This is a genomic window from Cytobacillus sp. C11.1 (genome assembly GCF_058145115.1).
Window position 1 is genome coordinate 3,706,482 of the sequence record NZ_CM176935.1, and the last position, 17,147, is coordinate 3,723,628.

General features: G+C 43.0%; 19 protein-coding genes and 1 riboswitch. Of the genes, 2 read left to right on the forward strand and 17 right to left on the reverse strand.

Annotated features, from left to right (window positions below):
• Nucleotides 1-49 precede the first annotated feature (49 nt).
• The 17 genes from AC3ZVC_RS18420 to AC3ZVC_RS18500 form a co-directional block, all read right to left on the reverse strand.
• Complete coding sequence (locus AC3ZVC_RS18420; protein WP_490064646.1) at nucleotides 50-1,387, reverse strand: 5'-deoxyadenosine deaminase; 1,338 nt, start codon at nucleotides 1,385-1,387, stop codon at nucleotides 50-52.
• Nucleotides 1,387-2,556 carry a M20 family metallopeptidase gene (locus AC3ZVC_RS18425; protein WP_490064647.1) on the reverse strand — a complete coding sequence of 390 codons (1,170 nt, stop codon included), beginning with the start codon at nucleotides 2,554-2,556 and terminating at the stop codon, nucleotides 1,387-1,389. The genes AC3ZVC_RS18420 and AC3ZVC_RS18425 overlap by 1 nt, the downstream gene beginning before the upstream one ends.
• A complete protein-coding gene (locus tag AC3ZVC_RS18430; RefSeq protein ID WP_490064648.1) occupies nucleotides 2,556-3,179 on the reverse strand; it encodes a DUF1989 domain-containing protein in 624 nt (207 codons plus the stop codon). The genes AC3ZVC_RS18425 and AC3ZVC_RS18430 overlap by 1 nt, the downstream gene beginning before the upstream one ends.
• A 270-nt stretch (nucleotides 3,180-3,449) precedes the next feature.
• Nucleotides 3,450-4,133: a cyclase family protein gene (locus tag AC3ZVC_RS18435; protein ID WP_490064649.1), complete on the reverse strand. Its 684-nt coding sequence runs from the start codon at nucleotides 4,131-4,133 to the stop codon at nucleotides 3,450-3,452.
• Nucleotides 4,134-4,205: 72 nt separating this feature from the next.
• Nucleotides 4,206-6,017 (reverse strand): adenine deaminase, encoded by a 1,812-nt coding sequence (ade, locus tag AC3ZVC_RS18440; protein ID WP_490064650.1) that lies wholly within the window; start codon nucleotides 6,015-6,017, stop codon nucleotides 4,206-4,208.
• Nucleotides 6,018-6,020: 3 nt separating this feature from the next.
• Nucleotides 6,021-6,299, reverse strand: coding sequence for a EutN/CcmL family microcompartment protein (locus tag AC3ZVC_RS18445; protein WP_490064651.1), 279 nt, complete (start codon nucleotides 6,297-6,299; stop codon nucleotides 6,021-6,023).
• A gap of 67 nt (nucleotides 6,300-6,366) precedes the next feature.
• The gene (locus tag AC3ZVC_RS18450) at nucleotides 6,367-7,095 is read right to left on the reverse strand and encodes a hypothetical protein (protein ID WP_490064652.1); all 729 of its coding nucleotides are present in this window, start codon (nucleotides 7,093-7,095) and stop codon (nucleotides 6,367-6,369) included.
• Nucleotides 7,096-7,097: 2 nt separating this feature from the next.
• Nucleotides 7,098-7,382, reverse strand: a complete 285-nt coding sequence (locus tag AC3ZVC_RS18455; protein WP_026581688.1) for a BMC domain-containing protein — start codon at nucleotides 7,380-7,382, stop codon at nucleotides 7,098-7,100.
• 25 nt (nucleotides 7,383-7,407) lie between these two features.
• Nucleotides 7,408-7,845, reverse strand: a complete 438-nt coding sequence (locus AC3ZVC_RS18460) for a BMC domain-containing protein (RefSeq protein WP_490064653.1) — start codon at nucleotides 7,843-7,845, stop codon at nucleotides 7,408-7,410.
• Between the two features lie 50 nt (nucleotides 7,846-7,895).
• A complete protein-coding gene (locus tag AC3ZVC_RS18465) occupies nucleotides 7,896-8,882 on the reverse strand; it encodes a hypothetical protein (RefSeq protein WP_490064654.1) in 987 nt (328 codons plus the stop codon).
• Nucleotides 8,883-8,898: 16 nt separating this feature from the next.
• Nucleotides 8,899-9,162 carry a BMC domain-containing protein gene (locus AC3ZVC_RS18470; protein ID WP_490064655.1) on the reverse strand — a complete coding sequence of 88 codons (264 nt, stop codon included), beginning with the start codon at nucleotides 9,160-9,162 and terminating at the stop codon, nucleotides 8,899-8,901.
• A 67-nt stretch (nucleotides 9,163-9,229) separates the two neighbouring features.
• Nucleotides 9,230-10,567, reverse strand: a complete 1,338-nt coding sequence (locus tag AC3ZVC_RS18475) for a UbiD family decarboxylase (RefSeq protein WP_490064656.1) — start codon at nucleotides 10,565-10,567, stop codon at nucleotides 9,230-9,232.
• Nucleotides 10,564-11,151, reverse strand: a complete 588-nt coding sequence (locus AC3ZVC_RS18480; protein ID WP_490064657.1) for a UbiX family flavin prenyltransferase — start codon at nucleotides 11,149-11,151, stop codon at nucleotides 10,564-10,566. The genes AC3ZVC_RS18475 and AC3ZVC_RS18480 overlap by 4 nt, the downstream gene beginning before the upstream one ends.
• A complete protein-coding gene (locus AC3ZVC_RS18485; protein WP_490064658.1) occupies nucleotides 11,144-11,734 on the reverse strand; it encodes a cysteine hydrolase family protein in 591 nt (196 codons plus the stop codon). The genes AC3ZVC_RS18480 and AC3ZVC_RS18485 overlap by 8 nt, the downstream gene beginning before the upstream one ends.
• Nucleotides 11,735-11,995: 261 nt before the next feature.
• Nucleotides 11,996-13,453: an allantoinase AllB gene (gene allB / locus AC3ZVC_RS18490; protein ID WP_490064659.1), complete on the reverse strand. Its 1,458-nt coding sequence runs from the start codon at nucleotides 13,451-13,453 to the stop codon at nucleotides 11,996-11,998.
• 63 nt (nucleotides 13,454-13,516) lie between these two features.
• Nucleotides 13,517-14,845: a nucleobase:cation symporter-2 family protein gene (locus tag AC3ZVC_RS18495; protein ID WP_490064660.1), complete on the reverse strand. Its 1,329-nt coding sequence runs from the start codon at nucleotides 14,843-14,845 to the stop codon at nucleotides 13,517-13,519.
• Between the two features lie 237 nt (nucleotides 14,846-15,082).
• Nucleotides 15,083-15,433 (reverse strand): Na-translocating system protein MpsC family protein, encoded by a 351-nt coding sequence (locus AC3ZVC_RS18500; protein WP_490064661.1) that lies wholly within the window; start codon nucleotides 15,431-15,433, stop codon nucleotides 15,083-15,085.
• 160 nt (nucleotides 15,434-15,593) lie between these two features.
• Nucleotides 15,594-15,692: riboswitch (purine riboswitch) on the forward strand.
• A 228-nt stretch (nucleotides 15,693-15,920) separates the two neighbouring features.
• On the opposite strand from AC3ZVC_RS18500, the gene AC3ZVC_RS18505 reads away from it, so the two are divergent.
• Together AC3ZVC_RS18505 and AC3ZVC_RS18510 are read left to right on the forward strand one after the other, a co-directional pair.
• On the forward strand, nucleotides 15,921-16,412 hold the full coding sequence (locus AC3ZVC_RS18505; RefSeq protein WP_490064662.1) for a (2Fe-2S)-binding protein: 492 nt from the start codon (nucleotides 15,921-15,923) through the stop codon (nucleotides 16,410-16,412).
• Nucleotides 16,412-16,996 carry a nucleotidyltransferase family protein gene (locus AC3ZVC_RS18510; protein WP_490064663.1) on the forward strand — a complete coding sequence of 195 codons (585 nt, stop codon included), beginning with the start codon at nucleotides 16,412-16,414 and terminating at the stop codon, nucleotides 16,994-16,996. The genes AC3ZVC_RS18505 and AC3ZVC_RS18510 overlap by 1 nt, the downstream gene beginning before the upstream one ends.
• The last annotated feature ends 151 nt before the right edge of the window (nucleotides 16,997-17,147 follow it).

Here is a 17,147-nt window from a genome sequence, read left to right on the forward strand (position 1 = left end):
AGCCTACCATAAAAAAAATCGGCTGATTTGTTTATCAGCCGAGAACCGTTTAGTATAACACTGTTTCCAGTCTATTGATTAGCCTTTTTATGCTTGTGTTCGCTTCTTTTAACACAATATCTTTATCAACCGTTTTCAGCTTTCTATTTTCCATCAAAATTTTTCCGTTTACTAAGGTTGCCTCCACATCTGCTCGAGTTGCGGAATATACGATTCTTGAAATTGTATCAATGTCAAAAGAAGGATAAACATGAAAATCATTCAAATTAAGGATAGCAAGGTCCGCTTTCTTGCCCGGCTCCAGGCTTCCGATTTCATCCTCCATGCCAACCGCTTTCGCTCCGCCAATAGTTGCCATTTTGAATACGGTACGAGCATTCATGGCTGTTGGTCCATGAACAGGCTTTTGAATAATTGCTGCCAATCGCATTTCGTTGAACATATCGAGATTATTATTGCATGGAGCGCCATCCGCCCCCAAACTGACAAATGCCTGCCGCTCTAACAGTGAAGGAACCTCTGCGACACCCGATGCCAGCTTTAAATTGGAACCCGGACAATGGCTTACCTTCACTCCCCGCTGTTTAATAATTCTCTTTTCTTCCTCATCAAGCCAAACACAATGGGCCAGAATCAGCCTGTCATTGGCAAGTCCAATGCTGTCCAAATAAACAACATTCCTCATTCCATATTCTCTTTCAACAAGCAGGATTTCATTTGCATTTTCAGATGCATGTGTATGGACTCTAACATTGTAGCCTGCTGAAAGATCCCTAACGTTTGTAAGTAATTCTTCTGTACAAGAAACCACAAAGCGAGGGCAAAACGCATATTGAATGCGGCCGTTGTCATAATTATGCCATTTTTCCAGAAGATCCACACTGTTCTGAATGGATTCTGACGTCTTTTCCCTTAATAGAACGGGAACCTCATCGCCTTTATCCATCATGACCTTGCCTGCGAGAGCCCTAATACCGCTCTCAGCAATAGCCTGAAAAGCATATTCAGTATGATGGACCGTTTCCATATCTACCACAGTTGTCGTACCGCTTTGCAGCAGCTCTCCGATTCCAAGCATAGCAGAGTAATAGATGGATTCTTCGTCATGGGAGGCTTCGAGCGGCCATATTTTTTGTTTAAGCCAATCCAGTAATTCAAGGTCATCAGCTTGCCCGCGGAATAAGGTCTGGCAGAGGTGGATATGTGTTTGAATAAAACCGGGGATGACTGTTTTCCCTGAAGCTTCTATTACTTTATCAGCAAAAACGTTTAAGTTTGGCCCTATGTCTGCAATTCGGTCATCCACTATATAGAGATCCCCGAAGAGAATATCTTCTTTTGCATTCATTGTAACGATTTCGGCATTTTTGATCAGGATGCTGCTCATTATACTCCGCCTCCTTGAAGTGGGCTTGACTGTATAACCTTTTGTTTGCCGTAATTCAATATAAGCTGTTTGTAAAATTGGATAGACCGCCGGTAAGCTTCTATGCTTACCCATTCGTTCGGCTGGTGGGCCAGCTTCTCGTCTCCAGGACCGTAGATTAGAGTCGGAATTTCACTTCTGGGATTCAGGACAGCCCCGTCTGTATAGTAAGAGACGCCGAAATGGTCTGTATTGGATCCTCCTTTTAACATTTGAGCTATTTGAACGATACCTTCCGAAGGCTGTGTGAATATAGACGGACGGTCCAATATTGTATCAACACGATATTGGAAAATTTCATCTTGTTCTATTAACAGATCCAGCTTCCTCTTCAGCAATTCAGTAAAGCTGTAATGGGATTGGGGAGGAACTGTACGAATATCTGCTCTAATCCTGCACTTATCAGGAATCACATTCGTTTGCACTCCGCCCTCAATCATGGTCACCGCAAGGCTGCTCTGTCCGAGGGGTTCTTTCTCAGCCCTCCATCCAACCTTCATTTCATTCAGTATTTGGATGACCTTAAGCATATGATCAACCGCATTGATTCCCTGTTCCGGCATAGAGCCATGCGAGGTCTTTCCAAATGTGGTAATTTCGAGCCAGAGGGCTCCTTTATGACCGATCACAATTTTTTCATCAGTTGGTTCAGCAATGACAAGCGCATCAATCTTTCTTTTTTCATTATCTTTTAAAAATGCTCTTGCCCCGCAGCTATCAACTTCTTCGCCGGCTGTCGCGAGAAAAGTAACAGTGGCAGGAGGAATAGCATCGGTAAGGAACATTTCTTCCAATGCCAAAAACATCCCAGCCAGACCGCTTTTCATATCAGATGCGCCTCTCCCATAGATCCGCCCATCCACGATTTCACCGGAAAACGGTGAGTAATTCCATTCACCTGAACCTGGAGAAACGGTATCCATATGGCCGCATAAAAATAGCTGTTTATCGCTTTTCCCTTGAAGGGTTACCTCAAAATTGCTTCTGTTCTTATCAAGAAAAGTAACTTTATATGGAAGACTCTTTTCTTTGCATCGGGCTATAAATGCTTCTGTAACTCGATGTTCATTTCCTGGCGGATTGGAGCTGTCGATTTGGAGGAGCTGCTGAAGAAATTGGATGTCATTCATCAATCCGCCTCCACTATTTGCATTTTTAACGGGGAAACCTTAAATCCGTTTACAGGTGCCATATCCTGCGAGCAAGTGGTACAGGCGATAACCACATCACAAAGTGCTCTCAGCCTGACATAGTCACCCGGTTTGGACAGGGGCTCTGCAATTTTATAATCGCCCAAATCATCAAGCACATTGTTCATAAACAGATTGATAGGATCTGGGATAATAGCGGGATGGATGTGGAAAGCTCTCAAAGCACTTTCAAGATTGTCATGGCAATTCGGATGGTCTTCTTTGCCGAAATCCACTTTATAACGGTAATAATCGCAGGCTGGGAAAAAGAAATCATGTTTTCCGACCGTGTCCTCAACCAGCTGCATCAGCGGGCGGCGCCGATTGCTATAAAGCAAATCGCCCGTTTTTAACCGGATGCTGCTTAACGATGCCCGCATATGTACGGGAGATACATGCTCGGACGGGTCATCATAGCTGAAACAGACAAAATCGCCCACCTGTTTACCTTCCATATCAATAACAATCAGTTCCTCACCTTTGTATAGCCTGGCACTTCTGCCTTCATAAGGAGGAATAATGATTTCCTCTCGAATTTTATCTTTTTTAAAAACTTCTCCCAAGTGATCTCCTCCTTTGGTTATTATTTAAGAGCTCTATTAAACCTTCCTGTTGATTTCAGCATCAGGTGCTCAGTGTAACTGCGGGCGGTCCGACGCTCCTCGCGCGTGCGTCTTCGTGGTCTCCCTTTGACTCGCTTCTCCCGCAGGACCTTGATTAAGCATCCTTGAACTAACACAGCACGTAGAATGTGCGATGCATTTTAGAGGATCTCACGCCCTTTGCGCTCCAATCAACAGGCTGCCAAGAACAAATTTGAACTTTAAAAAAGCCTATTCAATAAATACAGCTACAGCCCTTATTGGAGAGCCAGTGCCCTTTCGGATCCTGAGCGGCAGGCCAAAATATAAAAACCGCATGCCTGCAACTTGATCAAGATTACATAAATTTTCAGTATTGGTTATTCCATATTCCCGGCAAATAAGATGGCCAGAATATTTTGGATCATCCGGATGGTCGATTGCTGGCGCATCAATGCCAATATTTACAGCACCTTTTTCAGCGAGCCATTTAGCCGCCTGGTAATCGAGCCCTGTATAGGTTGTAAGCCATTCTTCAGTTCCATATGAACGGTTGTAATGGCCTGTGTAAAGGAGAACTATATCGCCTTTCTCAATAAACTGCTGCGAACTCCGAAGAGCACACTCCAGATCTCTGCTTGTTAAATAACGGTCAGGCGGAACATGCGAAACATCGAGGCAAACAGCAGGCCCATAAAAAAATTCAAGCGGCATTTCATCAATGTATTGCCCGTTTGGGTCGTATTCATATGTTGCATCACTATGGGTAGGACCGTGTTCGTTGATTAATAAATTATTGGTAGCAAACATGAAGCCAATTTGCTTTTCACTTTCCTCGTGGGAGATATTAGGGAATATCATTGTTTTTTGGTGGAGGGGAAAGACAGGCATTCCTTGATAAATTTCCTGTGTTAAATCGACTAGTTTAACTCCCATGGTTTTCCTCCTTTAAATAAGAATAAAATTTTGTTTATATATGAAAAGCGGCAGGGAGTGCCGCTTTTATGATCAATTGATAATGGTCGGAATAATTTCAAATTTATCTACATCAATTAAGCCCATATCAGTTATTTTCCATATAGGGCTTGTGACAAGTGACCAGAAAGACAAGTGCATAAACGGAACATCCATACCGCAGCCCAGCACCTCTTTAGCAAGCAGAGATAATTCGTCTACCTTCTCACTCATTTCTTTGCCGGTTAATTCATCTGTCATTAAACCGCCGATCCTTAAAGGTAGGTCGCCTACAACTTTGCTGTCCTTAATCATCGCAATTCCGCCATCCATGGCGATTACGCGATTGACGGCAGTTACCATATCTTCATAATTTGTGCCAGTTACAATAATGTTGTGTGTATCATGAGCTACACTTTCGGCAATAGCTCCATTTTTCAGATCAAAACCGTGAAGGAACGTCTTGCCGATCTTACCTGTTCTCCCGTGCCGCTCCACTACAAGAAGCGGAAGTACATCCTGCTGCAGGCATGGCTGGACAATGCCTTCTTTCACATTTAGGGTGAATTCACGACCCCCTGTTAAATTCTGATAAGGGATCGCTTCAATCGCCCTCACCCTGGCACGGGTACCTGTTGCTTCAATTGCCAAATCCTTAACAGTAACCGGCTTGCGCTTCACTGACTTTTTTACACTTTCCGGATATATGTAAGGAGCAATCTCCATTGTTAGCCCGCCTTTTTCGGCCGCTTTTTTACCAGCCAGATAAACCTGGTCAACGGTCATACTAGTTAAATCGCTTATAACCACTATATCCGCCCTTTTACCAGGAGCAATAACCCCCACATCCTTAAATCCAAAGTGTGTGGCAGGATTGATCGTTGCCATTTGGATGGCTTCAACTGGATCAATTCCTTCAGCAATCGTACGACGGATAATATCGTTCATATGGCCATAATTTAATAAATCAGCAGGAACCATATCGTCCGAAACAAGTATGGCTCTTCTTGAATCAAGTCCGTCTTCCGTTATGGCACGAATGCAATCTGCCATATTTCTTTGTGAAGAGCCTTCACGCATAAATACGCTCACACCATAACGAAGCTTTTCCACTGTTTCTTCTTTCGTGGTCGTTTCATGGCAAGACACATGTGTTCCTCCGCTTATGATATGAGCGGCCAATTCTTTTCCAAACAGCCCTGGGGCATTTCCTTCTACAGTTTTCCCTATCGAGTTTGCATAAGAAACTGCAGCAACAAGATCATCAATCAGTTCTGGAGCATGTTCGTATACCGGCTTAATATTACTGAAACTTTGAATTTCGCCGATTCCCTGAACATAGTCATCTGAGAGAAGCTCCTTCATATCTTTCGATGTCACATCAAATCCTGAAGTTTCAAGGCCCGGGGCATCCGGCACAGCGCAAGGTACAGTAAATAATACCCTGTTTGGAAGAGTTTTTGCTTCTTCTATCATTGCCTGCATGCCTTTTACACCAAGAACATTGCCAATCTCGTGAGGGTCCCCAATTAAAGTAGTTGTTCCAGTCGGAATGGAGAGCTTGGAAAATTCTGTGCATGTAAGCATGGCACTTTCAAAATGCATGTGTGAATCAATAAAGCCCGGGCAGATAAACTTTCCTTTTACATTTTCAACCTTTGTTTTCGGTCCAATTAACTCTTTTGCATCCCCGGCCATAAGAATATACTCACCCTTAATGGCAACATCTGCTTCATAGATTTCACGGGTTATAACATTGATAAAATACCCGCCACTTAAAACCAGATCTGCATGGAGATTACTATCAAGTAATACATCAATCAGCTTGCGATGCTGGATCGCTTCTTTGATTTTTTTTGCCTCCATTGTTTACCCCCCTGTCATCGTTCCTTCCACACTATCAATAATTCCGATTATCGCAGCATCTATGGGAGCCTCTTTGTTTTGCACAGCTCTTGAAGCCATGCTTCCTGTTACGTAAATCACCTTTTCGCCAATTCCGGCTCCTACAGTATCAACGGTAATAATGGGGTTCGGTAACATGCTGCCATCCAATCCGATAGGCTGAGTGATTAATAGTTTGGTGCCCGTTAAATTTTCGTCTTTCCTTGTGGCAGTTACACGGCCCACCACCATTCCCATTTGCATACTAATCTTCTCCCTTAAAAGATTGTTCAAAAGTCGGGAAATTAGCGCCTTCCTGTTTGAGCAATCACTAAAATGTTTTGAGCAATATATTTAATTCCTTGGCGACATCCCTCGCTAGAGGCGTAATGATGCTTCCGCTATGAATTCGTATTACAGCCTGATTATGCTGATGGGCATACCTGATTGTTTCCTCTGAAATGACAGTTTTTTTATTCACCTCAGGCGTGAAATCGGCTTTTTCATTGTCGGAAATCAATGTAATGCCCATTGATTTCAGCTGAACCAGCTGCTGCAGCAGAGTTCTTTTCAATAGCGCAGGCCCTTTATCCATTCCTTTCAACTTCCAATAAGGATCATGTGGATCTGCGCCGGTTTTTAGTGCCGCAACCTTTTTGCCTTGTAAAAGAGCTTCCAGAATCATGCGAACAAATGGCCTTTGGTCATTCAGGGATAAGAGGTCATTTATTAAGGAGAAAGAAAGGATGGGGAGAAAAATTCCATCAATCTCTCTTAAAATTTTTTCACTCAGAAACGACTGTGGGATCCAATCATCATTCCCGGCAGCCTTGATAAGTTCACCTGGCTGCATTCGGGCCACGATTGTGTCTTCACCTGTTATTCGAAGAGTAATAGAATCTTTTTGCATTCCCTTTAAGTAAGAAAATCCCGGTTCCATTCCAATCATATGAGAGGTTAATAGAGCCAGGACATATGGTTTTCTGGGGAATTTGCCTCCACGGTGGTAAATCTCTTGCAGAGTGTGTTTGACCATTTCACTCTGCACAGCATTATCCATGCTTATTCACCGATCTTTTTGGATAACAATGCTCTTTCAACCTCACTGTGAGGGCGAGGGATTACGTGTACGGATACCAGTTCACCAACACGGCTTGCAGCTTCTGCCCCTGCATCTGTTGCAGCTTTAACTGCCCCAACATCTCCTCTGACCATTACTGTAACAAGGCCGAATCCCACTTTTTCGTATCCGCAAATCTCTACATTTGCAGCTTTAACCATTGCATCAGCAGCTTCAACAGCCCCGACAAGACCTTTTGTCTCAACTAATCCTAATGATTCTCCCATGATATTTCCTCCTTAAATTGTGTTGTTATTCTTTCTCGCCATCCGCCCCGTTATTGCTTTTCTTCTTATCTTTCTTTTTTGAAGCCTCTGTTTGTTTGGTTTTGCTTCCGCTTTCTGCTTGGGCATCAGCCTTTTGTTCCGGCTGGTTTTCTGTGCCTTCTGCATTCTTCTCATTCAGCTTAAAATGGGGAAGCAGCTTGCCGGAAACCTCACTGTGGGCTCTTGGAATAACATGGGATGAAATCACTTTCCCAACCCTTTCAGCTGCAGTTACTCCTGCATCAACCGCAGATTTTACGGCAGCCACGTCTCCATTAAAGTGAATCGTAACACCAAGATATCCGTTGACCCCGATTACTTTTTCGATGCCTGCAATTTCTACATTAGCTGCCTTTACTGCAGCATCTGCAGCCGAAACCGCGGTAGTATAGCCAACTGTTTCGATCAGTCCCAATGCCTGCAATTATGATGCCTCCTTCCATGGGAATTACAGCAATAAATTATTTTGTATGATTACTTAATTCTTTCGGCTTCCTTTTTCAGATCCTCTGAAATCTTGGAAACTGAATTATATTCTCCATAGATTAACAGGTAGTTTTTTTCAAAGGAGAATCCTGCAGATATGGCCGGATTCCTTTTTAAATAACGGTCAGCCAATAAAATGCCTGTATAATAATCAGATCCTTCAATCACTGCGGCACCACTCACGGATGCCTGAATGTCAAGCTGTTTCGTCAGCCATGGGCTCGGAGCCTTGGCTTTAAATACCTGGATTTTTTGATAAGATTTTTGGGTAATCTTTTTATAAAAAACCTTCACTGCTTCCAGAAGCACTTGTTCGTTGTCTTCATACAATTCCAAAACAAAACTCTGCCGGCTTTCCTTATCCCACGTTAAACAATACTTGATGGAAGGGTATTCTCTTAAAAGGTCATTTAAGTAAAAAAGCTGTCCTGCCGTACAATTTTCGGAAGTGATCACGCCGATTGAATTTGACTTTAATGAACGCTGAAATGTATTTTCCAGGCTTGAGTGCAAGTCATTGAAAAGCCATGCTTTAATGCCATCTGCTGTTTGACCCATTAGTTTGCTTTCTCTAACCGAGGGTTTCTGCTGAGAAGAAAAAGATTCATAGGAGCTTGCAGGCTTTTTGCCCTGGATTAGGGATATGGTTTGCAGCTGCGCGAGTGGCTCTTTTGAATATTCTTTGGCCCTACTTTGGGAGCCGTTCGAAGACTGCTGCGGCTTTACTTGTTTAGATATATACGTACTGTGATGAGAAGTTGGAGCAGCAGCAGCAACCGAAAGCCTTTTTTCCATTTTTGCACGCTGATAATTCGGACGGCTGATCCCCGGTATTACTTGTTTACTCTTTATTTCCTTCACAGGCGGCTGTTCAGTTTTCTTTGCTTGAGGAGGTTTTGCCATAATAGGATTCACCTTTGGCTTTTGATACTGCTGCATGACTTCCTGGACCACACTTTTTATGAAATCCGACACTCAATTTCCACCTCCTTTATAGGATTTTGCTCAGTTCAGAGTGGGGGCGAGGAATTACATTAGCTGAAACGAGTTCCCCGCCAGTCTTGCTGTGGGCGGTTTTCCCCACCTCTACAGCTGCTGTTACGGCTGCAACATCCCCTTCAACGATTACGGTCACAAGTCCCGATCCCACGCGTTTCATATCAACTAAACTTACATTTGCAGCTTTAGTCATTGAATCGAGCGCTTCAATCGCGGCTGTTAATCCCCTTGTTTCGATCATGCCAATTGCTTTCATTTTAATCCTCCTCTACAGAGACAGCGGAAGGTGCTATTTTTTAAGCTTATTTGATATTTTTAAATTGCTATAAATAGTCTTCAAGATTCACTTCAAATGGAATCGATGTTCTCTTAAATAACTCTTCCTTTCCAAGCGGATAGGTAGCATCGATTCCCATTTTGTCGGTGACTCCCTTTAAATGGTGAGAAGATTCCAGCGGCGATCCTTTTGCACCAGGGACAATAAAGACATCATCAGAAGCCTGAACCCTGGTTGCAATGGCCCATTCCACATCGTCCGAATCAAAAATGTCCACATCATCATTCACAACTACTACATGCTTCAAATCTTTATCACTGGCAAAAGCGGCCAGTGCAGCCTGTTTTCCATCCCCTTCATGCCTTTTTTCAATTTGGATTACCGCATGATACCGAGCCACGCCTCCCATGGGGATATGGACTGCTTTTATATTGGGAACAACCTGCCTGACCGTACTGAATAAGGTTGCCTCCCTGACTAATGCCATTGGAAGCCTTTCTTCATAGCTTGAAGGGAAAATAGTCTGAGCGATCGCATCATTACGATAGGTAACAGCAGAAAATTCAACGATCGGCTGAGGAGTTCGGGTTCCATAGTACCCAGCTAATTCGCCAAATGGCCCTTCCATTTCTCTTTCATGAGGAAGCATTCGGCCTTCAAGAACGATCTCGGCCTCGGCCAGGACTTCCAAATCTACTGTTTTGCAATGTACAACATCAAGGGATTGTCCAAGTAATGCACCTGCCACATCCAATTTATCTGTATGGTAGAGATGGGTGCTGATCTGGGAGCTCAAGACAACAGCAGGTACAACACCGAACATAACTGCCACGTCCATTGGTTCCCCCATTTTTTCATAATGTGCATACTGTTCCAATAACTCGGGAGAAGTGATGAGAATATTGGTACGGTTTCCGCCCAAATATTGCATCCTTCTGATCGAGGTATATCGTTTCTGGCCTGTCAAATCTTTCACTACAAGAATGCCTGAAACATAGTAAGCGCCGGAATCTTCAGCATGATAGGTTGGAATAGGAAACAAATCTGCCAGATCAAAATCGCCTGTCACCAGGTTTTCCTGAACAGGTCCGGTTGGCTTAAGTGTTGTTGGGATGGGATTGACGATCGATTCGATTATTTTAGGAACCAGGTCAGATGCCGTGATTCCCATGCTATCTGCCAGCAGATCCCTATCACCTCCAAGACCGGCAGCCATCGGGGTGTGATAGCCCTTTATCTTTTCAAATATAAAAGGTTCCCTTCCATTTCTGGCATTAACCACAGCACCAAGCTCATATAAAGGATCCACTTCTTTTCTAATCCGGTGAAGCAAGCCTCTTCCTTCCCAATTATCCAAAAGAGCCCTCATTGTTACTGGGTTCATTGTGCTTCCCCCCATCTTTCCAAAAGCTGATGATCAATATCCAGCATATCCAAAATACGGGAGACCATAAAATTGGCCAGCTCCCATATCTCTGTAGGCTTATGGTAAAAGCCTGGCGATGCTGGCATGATGCATGCTCCGCTTTCAGCAAGAGCTGTCATGTTCCGCAAATGTATTAAATGGAAAGGAGCTTCCCGCGGAACAATAATAAACTTCCTGTTTTCTTTTAGCACTACACTCGCTGCCCTGCTTAGTAAAGTGTCTCCCACTCCATTTGCAATTGCACCCAATGTATTCATGGAACAAGGAACAATCACCATCCCATCTGTCTGAAAAGAGCCGCTCGCAACCGAGGCAAAAAGGTTCCGGTTGCTATGTATAGTGGCATATTCCTTGAGCTCCTCCATCTTGACTCCGCATTCAAATTGCATGACCTTTTCTCCCATCTCCGTTGCAATCAAATGCGTGTCTATTCCCAGTTGGTGGAGGGCGCGGATCAATGTATATCCATACAGTGATCCGCTTGCCCCGGTAATTCCCACTAATATCCGCTTTTTTCTTTCGGATGTAAGTGATTTAGACAACTTTATTGTCTTGGGAGAACTTCTTTTTAGCCAAATCCTTATATTCTTCAGTTGTCAAGATGTCCCCAAAGATGTCTATATCACGCAAACCTGATACATGCATATCATCATCCTGAGAGGCAGTTCCATCTGAAATGCAGATAACGTTATAGCCATGATATAAAGCATCAGACGCTGTGCTTCGTACACAAACATTCGTCCAAACACCTGTTAACACGACTGTATCAATTTCTTCTTCTCTTAAGAAAAGATCGAAATCTGTATAGCTGAATGCGCTGTGACGTCTTTTTTGCACAACATAGTCACCTTTGCTTTCATCAGGCTGCAGTTCGGGAATGAACTGGGAACCCCATGTACCTTTCACTGCATGAACTGGCCGCACCCGGAAATCGCGGTCATTTTTCCGGTGAGCTTCCTGGACATGAACCACCTGGATATTATTTTCATGTGCAAAGTCAATAAGCTCTTGAATTTTTGGAACGATTTTTTCGCCGTTTTCGCAGCGCAAAGCTGCTTTTTCCCCGATAAAATCATTCAGCATATCAATAATAACCACACAATGCTTATTTCCTCTAAGTTCCATCCAATCCCAACCTCTCTCTATATTGTTATCTCTTTAAAACTTTACTGTTGATTTCTGATCAAGTAGCTCAGGAACAGCTGGCGGTCCGGGATCTCCTCAAGGACCTAACCTGCAGGGTCTCCTTTTGACCCGAACCTCCGGCTGGACATTGAATCAATATCCTCGAATAATTACCGCACCAGAAGAATGCTTTTACGAGGAATCTCTTGCCTTACGCTCAATCAACAGGGTTCCAAAATCAACAAAAACTTTAACAGAGCTTTATTGTTTTACTGCTTCTTTGGAAGCTACCTTCACTTCATTGTATTTCTCATATTTAAATGTTCTCTCCAGTCGCTGAATGCTTTGACGAGGTACAAATTCTCCGTATCCGGCTTCGCCAAGAATACCTTTATCCTCCTCAAAGACAGTATTACCGCGGACAATCGTCTGTACCGGCTTTCCTTTAAGCTTCATGCCATGCAGCGGGTTATATTTAGCCATGGATTCTGTTTTTTGCTCATCAATTACATATTCTTTGTTAAGATCAATGACCGTGAAGTCGGCATCAGCCCCAATTTCCATTGAACCTTTTTTCGGATAGATGCCATAATGGATTGCTGCATTTCGGCTTGTAACCTCAACAAAGCGGGAAAGGGATAACCTGCCTTTGTTTAAACCTTCACTCACAAGGATTGGAACCATTGTTTCTACACCGGGGATTCCCGGGAATGTATTCCATATTGTCGCTCCTGGATAGTCTTTTTCGGTAGCAATTTCATATGGAGCATGGTCTGTTCCAACAAAATCAATCGTTCCATCAGCAAGTGCCTGCCAGTGAGACTCATTGTCTTCTTTTCCGCGCAATGGAGGTGCGATTTTTGCGTATGCTCCGCGTTCAGTCATAGCATCCTTGGCATTTAGCACCAAATAATGAGGGCAAGTTTCTGCAGTTACCTTGACACCGCGTTTCTTAGCTGCTTTTACTAGCTCGACGCCTTCCTTTGTGCTCATATGTACAACATGAACACGTGCATCTGTTGCTTCTGCAAAGCTGAGGATTAACTCAATTGCCACTTTTTCAGCAAGGCTGGAACGTGCTTCAGCCCATGCAGGACCATCCATTCTGCCTTCTTTCTCAAGCTTTTTGGAATAGAAGGTGCATATATCATAATTTTCAGCATGAACACCAATTGGCAGGCCTGTTTTGGCAACATTGCTGAAAATCTCCAGCATTTCAGCATCGGAGACTTTAGGGAAGGTTGGCACTGAAGGGGTCATATAGACCTTGAATGCAACAACCCCTTGATCGATCTGAGGATAAATATTGTCAATCCATCCTTCTCGGGCATCTTCACCAGTCATTCCGCCCCAGAAGCAATAATCTATATAAGCCTGATCCCGGATTGGCGCAATTTTCTTATTAAAGCTCTCGCCGTCGCGGACAGAAGGTTTACTGCAGCAAGGCATATCAATGATGGTAGTTAAACCGCCGGCAGCAGCCGACCGGCTGCCAGTCGCGAAAGTTTCCCTATGGGTAAAACCGGGATCCATGAAATGGGTGTGTGGATCGATACAGCCTGGCACAACGAGCTTTCCATCAATATCAATCACTTTTTTGGCATTAAGGAAGCTGATATCATTGGTATAGCCTACAATCTTCCCATCGTTTACCAGAATGTTTGTTAATACTTGACGATCTCCCTGAGGAATATTTGCGTTTTTCAAAATTAAATCCATATACCCTGCTCCTATCTATTATTTGGATTTCTGCTTCATGGCAGATTGAAAGAAATAATTCTATTAAATCGCTTCAGCTGAGTGATCACTCTTCAGCTGTTCGATTCTTTCTCTATCACTTATATTTAAATCTTTGTGATTAAATACCAAATTTAATAAAATTGCCGTAATACTTCCTAGTACAATTCCATTTTCCACTAGTAAACGGGCACTAGTAGGGAGACTTTCGAAGATTTGCGGAACTACGGCTGAGCCCAGTCCAATGCCTATTGAACAAGCCACAATCAGCAAGTTTTCATTTTTGGAGAAATCTACGGATGAAAGCATTCTAATACCTGAGGATATAACCATACCGAACATTGGGATCATGGCCCCGCCCAGTACAGCCATAGGAATAATTGTTGTTAAAGCAGCTACTTTAGGCAAAAGCCCAAGAACCATGAGAATTACTCCAGCAGCGATAACGACATTCCTGGTCTTTACCTTGGTTAGGGCAACAAGTCCCACGTTCTGTGAAAAAGAAGTATATGGAAAAGCATTAAAAATGCCTCCTATTGCAACAGCAAGCCCCTCTGCCCGAAGTCCCTTTTTAATATCTTTGGAGTCTAGCTTTCTATCACACACATCACCAAGCGCCAAAAATACCCCCGTAGACTCTATCATGCTTACAATGGCAACAAGAGTCATCGTAAGGATTGCAGATGCATTGAAGGTCGGAAAGCCGAAATAAAATGGCTGGACAACATGAAACCAGGAGGCACCCGAAACTTCCGACAAGTTAACCAGCCCCATAAAATATGCAACAAGGGTTCCTGCGATGAGTGAAAGCAAGACAGAAATGGCTCTCATATACCCTTTAAATAATCGGTTCATGACAATAATCAGCACAAGGGTAAATACGGCAAGAAACAGATTTTTTCCACTTCCATAATCCGGTGATCCAAGTCCGCCAGCTGCATTATTCATCGCAACCGGAATAAGTGAAACCCCTATTATCGCCACAACCGAACCTGTAACAACAGGCGGGAAAAAGCGCATGATTTTACTCATAAACTGAGACAAAATCATAACGATGATGCCTGAAGCGATAATGGCGCCGTAAATGGCAGTAATCCCCTGCAGATTGCCAATGGCGATCATCGGGCCTACAGCTGTAAACGTACACCCCAGGATTACAGGCAGTTTTATGCCAAAATGCTTCCCCCCTATCACTTGAAGCAAAGTGGCAATCCCGCAAGTAAATAAATCAATTGAAATCAAGTAAGCAAGCTGCTGAGCGTTTAAGCCAATTGCAGGGCCTACGATTAGCGGTACAATCACAGCTCCCGCATACATGGCCAGTACATGCTGAAACCCTAAAGTCCCTACCTTCCAAGGATTTAATTTTTCCAAAAGCTTCCCCTCCAGGTTTTTTCTTTTGTTCTCTTTTGCATGGACCAGCAACAACGAATGTCCAAATCACCTCCCTTAAAAAAAGATATAAAAAAAACCGCAGCAATAGAACACATCACAAACGGATGATCTATTACTGCGGTTTCATAAAGCTTTCGGTAAACAAAAGCTGAAGGAACCGCCTTCATATGGATTTAAGATAAATGCGTAATACACAGCTATCCCAAATATAATCTTTTACTCTTTGAAGTATATGATTGTGCATGCTTCTTCTGTAACAGGATCATAATCTTTTAAAATGGTCCTTACTTCGAGATCAAGAGTTGCTTCAATATGCACCTTAAACAACGATTTAAACTCTGCAATCAATGCAGAATCAACCGAAAAGGTTAAGTGGTTAAAGTTTTTGCTTAGCATCTTCAGTGCCTGTACACGCTTGTGCTGTGCAAAAATGATCACTCTGTCATCAAAGGTTTCAATCCGCTGTTTTTTTACTCCCACACCATATATCTCCTGGTTAATGCGGTTATATAGGTGAGCAAGCTCTTTTTTAAAAGTTGGATGAAATTGTGATGAGGTATAAGTCATAATGTCCTCCTGTTAAACACTATATTAAACAAACAGGTTTTATGCGTCAATATTATTTTTTCAGAAAATTTTGACTTGACAAAATATTAAGGGAGCTATTAAACTTCAAAGCAACTCACCCCTTATTTCTATATAAATTGGCCATAATCCTCTCTATGAAAGAAAATACTATCCTGATTTTCGTATAACCTCAAAAATTGGTTTGAGGGTCTCTACTAGGAACCGTAAATTCCTGACTACGAAAAGAGATGTGTGCTTTTATCTGCACGAGACTCTTTTCTGATTTGGGAATTTTTTTATGTTTTTTAGTCTATTTAGAAGAAAAGGCATAATATCTTAGTTAAAAACACCAAAACTTCCAGACCACAAAACTCCAAAATTAAATCTGCCAAAAAGGTCTAACTGCCTATACAGTTCTGTGTAATCAAAATTAATAGGCTGATTATGGGAATTCCTATTGATTCCCTTTCAATAAGGAGGCATAAAATTGAAAACCATTCAATTAAGAGTTAATGGAGTACAGTGCTCGATTACCTGCCCGCCTGCCAAAACTCTTCTCGATGTCCTCAGAGAAGATTTCGGGCTGACTGCAAGCAAAGAATGCTGCGGAAAAGGAGAATGCGGCTCCTGCTCTGTATTAATCAATAACGAGGTTGCCTGTTCTTGTCTTGTCCTTGCCGGTCAGGCAGAAGGTCAGGACATCATCACTTGCGAAGGTGTGGGGCTAACTCCCCACCTGGATGTAATTCAGGAGTCTTTTGTTGAAGAAGGTGCTACACAGTGCGGTTACTGTACACCTGGAATTATTGTTTCTGCAAAAGCTTTTTTAAACGGAATTAACCACATTCCAACTACGGATGAAATTAAAACAGCACTAGGCGGGAACCTATGCCGCTGCACAGGATATACCAAAATTATCAAAGCTGTCCAATCAGCAGCTGCCAAAAATAATTCTAAAGAGGAAACCATTTCAAGTTAATGGCAGGCGCGGCCATTCTCTTGGCAGCAGGACAGTCTACTCGGATGGGGGAATTAAAAGGATTGCTTCCCTGGCATGGACGGACATTATTTGAATACCAGCTGCAGACCCTGCTCGAATCACCATTTTCAGATGTGATCGCTGTTGTAGGCTACAGGTCAGAAGATTTAGAAACGATTGCAATAAACTATCCTGTCAAAGTGGTTAAAAATGACTTATTTCATACTGGGAAATGTTCCTCCATCATTGCAGGCCTTAATACAACAAACGATTCCGCGCCGAACATACTAATTACAGCGGTAGACCAGCCATCATCAGCCCAGACATTAAACCGGCTTTATAACGTACAAATCAAAGAAAACAGCCTAATTACAGTCCCAGCCTTTCAGGGTAAAAGAGGACATCCCGTTGTTTTTTCTTCCGTTTTGCGTGAAGAGCTTTCTGCCATCAAAGAAGAAACTAAGGGACTGAGAAGCATTTTTCAAAAGCATAAGTGCCTCGTAAAAGAAGTTCCTGTAGATGATGCTTCTATCCATTTGAATTTAAATACTCCGGAAGATTATTTACATGCATTAAAAAATTAGGTTCTGTTAAATGGGCCTGTTGATTTCAGCACGAGGCACTCCCTTTCCGCGGGCGATCCGACGCTCCTCGTCGCTTTGCTCCTGCGGGGTCTCCCATTGATCCGCACTCCCGCAGGACGTTGAATAAGCATCTCGAATAAACACCGCACGA

Bases quoted from the DNA above. Each gene is read 5' to 3' on its own strand.
- AC3ZVC_RS18420 (WP_490064646.1), bottom strand. From the start codon at position 1,387: ATGAGCAGCATCCTGATCAAAAATGCCGAAATCGTTACAATGAATGCA.
- AC3ZVC_RS18425 (WP_490064647.1), bottom strand. From the start codon at position 2,556: ATGAATGACATCCAATTTCTTCAGCAGCTCCTCCAAATCGACAGCTCC.
- AC3ZVC_RS18435 (WP_490064649.1), bottom strand. From the start codon at position 4,133: ATGGGAGTTAAACTAGTCGATTTAACACAGGAAATTTATCAAGGAATG.
- ade (WP_490064650.1), bottom strand. From the start codon at position 6,017: ATGGAGGCAAAAAAAATCAAAGAAGCGATCCAGCATCGCAAGCTGATT.
- AC3ZVC_RS18445 (WP_490064651.1), bottom strand. From the start codon at position 6,299: ATGCAAATGGGAATGGTGGTGGGCCGTGTAACTGCCACAAGGAAAGAC.
- AC3ZVC_RS18450 (WP_490064652.1), bottom strand. From the start codon at position 7,095: ATGGATAATGCTGTGCAGAGTGAAATGGTCAAACACACTCTGCAAGAG.
- AC3ZVC_RS18455 (WP_026581688.1), bottom strand. From the start codon at position 7,382: ATGGGAGAATCATTAGGATTAGTTGAGACAAAAGGTCTTGTCGGGGCT.
- AC3ZVC_RS18470 (WP_490064655.1), bottom strand. From the start codon at position 9,162: ATGAAAGCAATTGGCATGATCGAAACAAGGGGATTAACAGCCGCGATT.
- AC3ZVC_RS18475 (WP_490064656.1), bottom strand. From the start codon at position 10,567: ATGAACCCAGTAACAATGAGGGCTCTTTTGGATAATTGGGAAGGAAGA.
- AC3ZVC_RS18485 (WP_490064658.1), bottom strand. From the start codon at position 11,734: ATGGAACTTAGAGGAAATAAGCATTGTGTGGTTATTATTGATATGCTG.
- allB (WP_490064659.1), bottom strand. From the start codon at position 13,453: ATGGATTTAATTTTGAAAAACGCAAATATTCCTCAGGGAGATCGTCAA.
- AC3ZVC_RS18500 (WP_490064661.1), bottom strand. From the start codon at position 15,433: ATGACTTATACCTCATCACAATTTCATCCAACTTTTAAAAAAGAGCTT.
- AC3ZVC_RS18510 (WP_490064663.1), top strand. From the start codon at position 16,412: ATGGCAGGCGCGGCCATTCTCTTGGCAGCAGGACAGTCTACTCGGATG.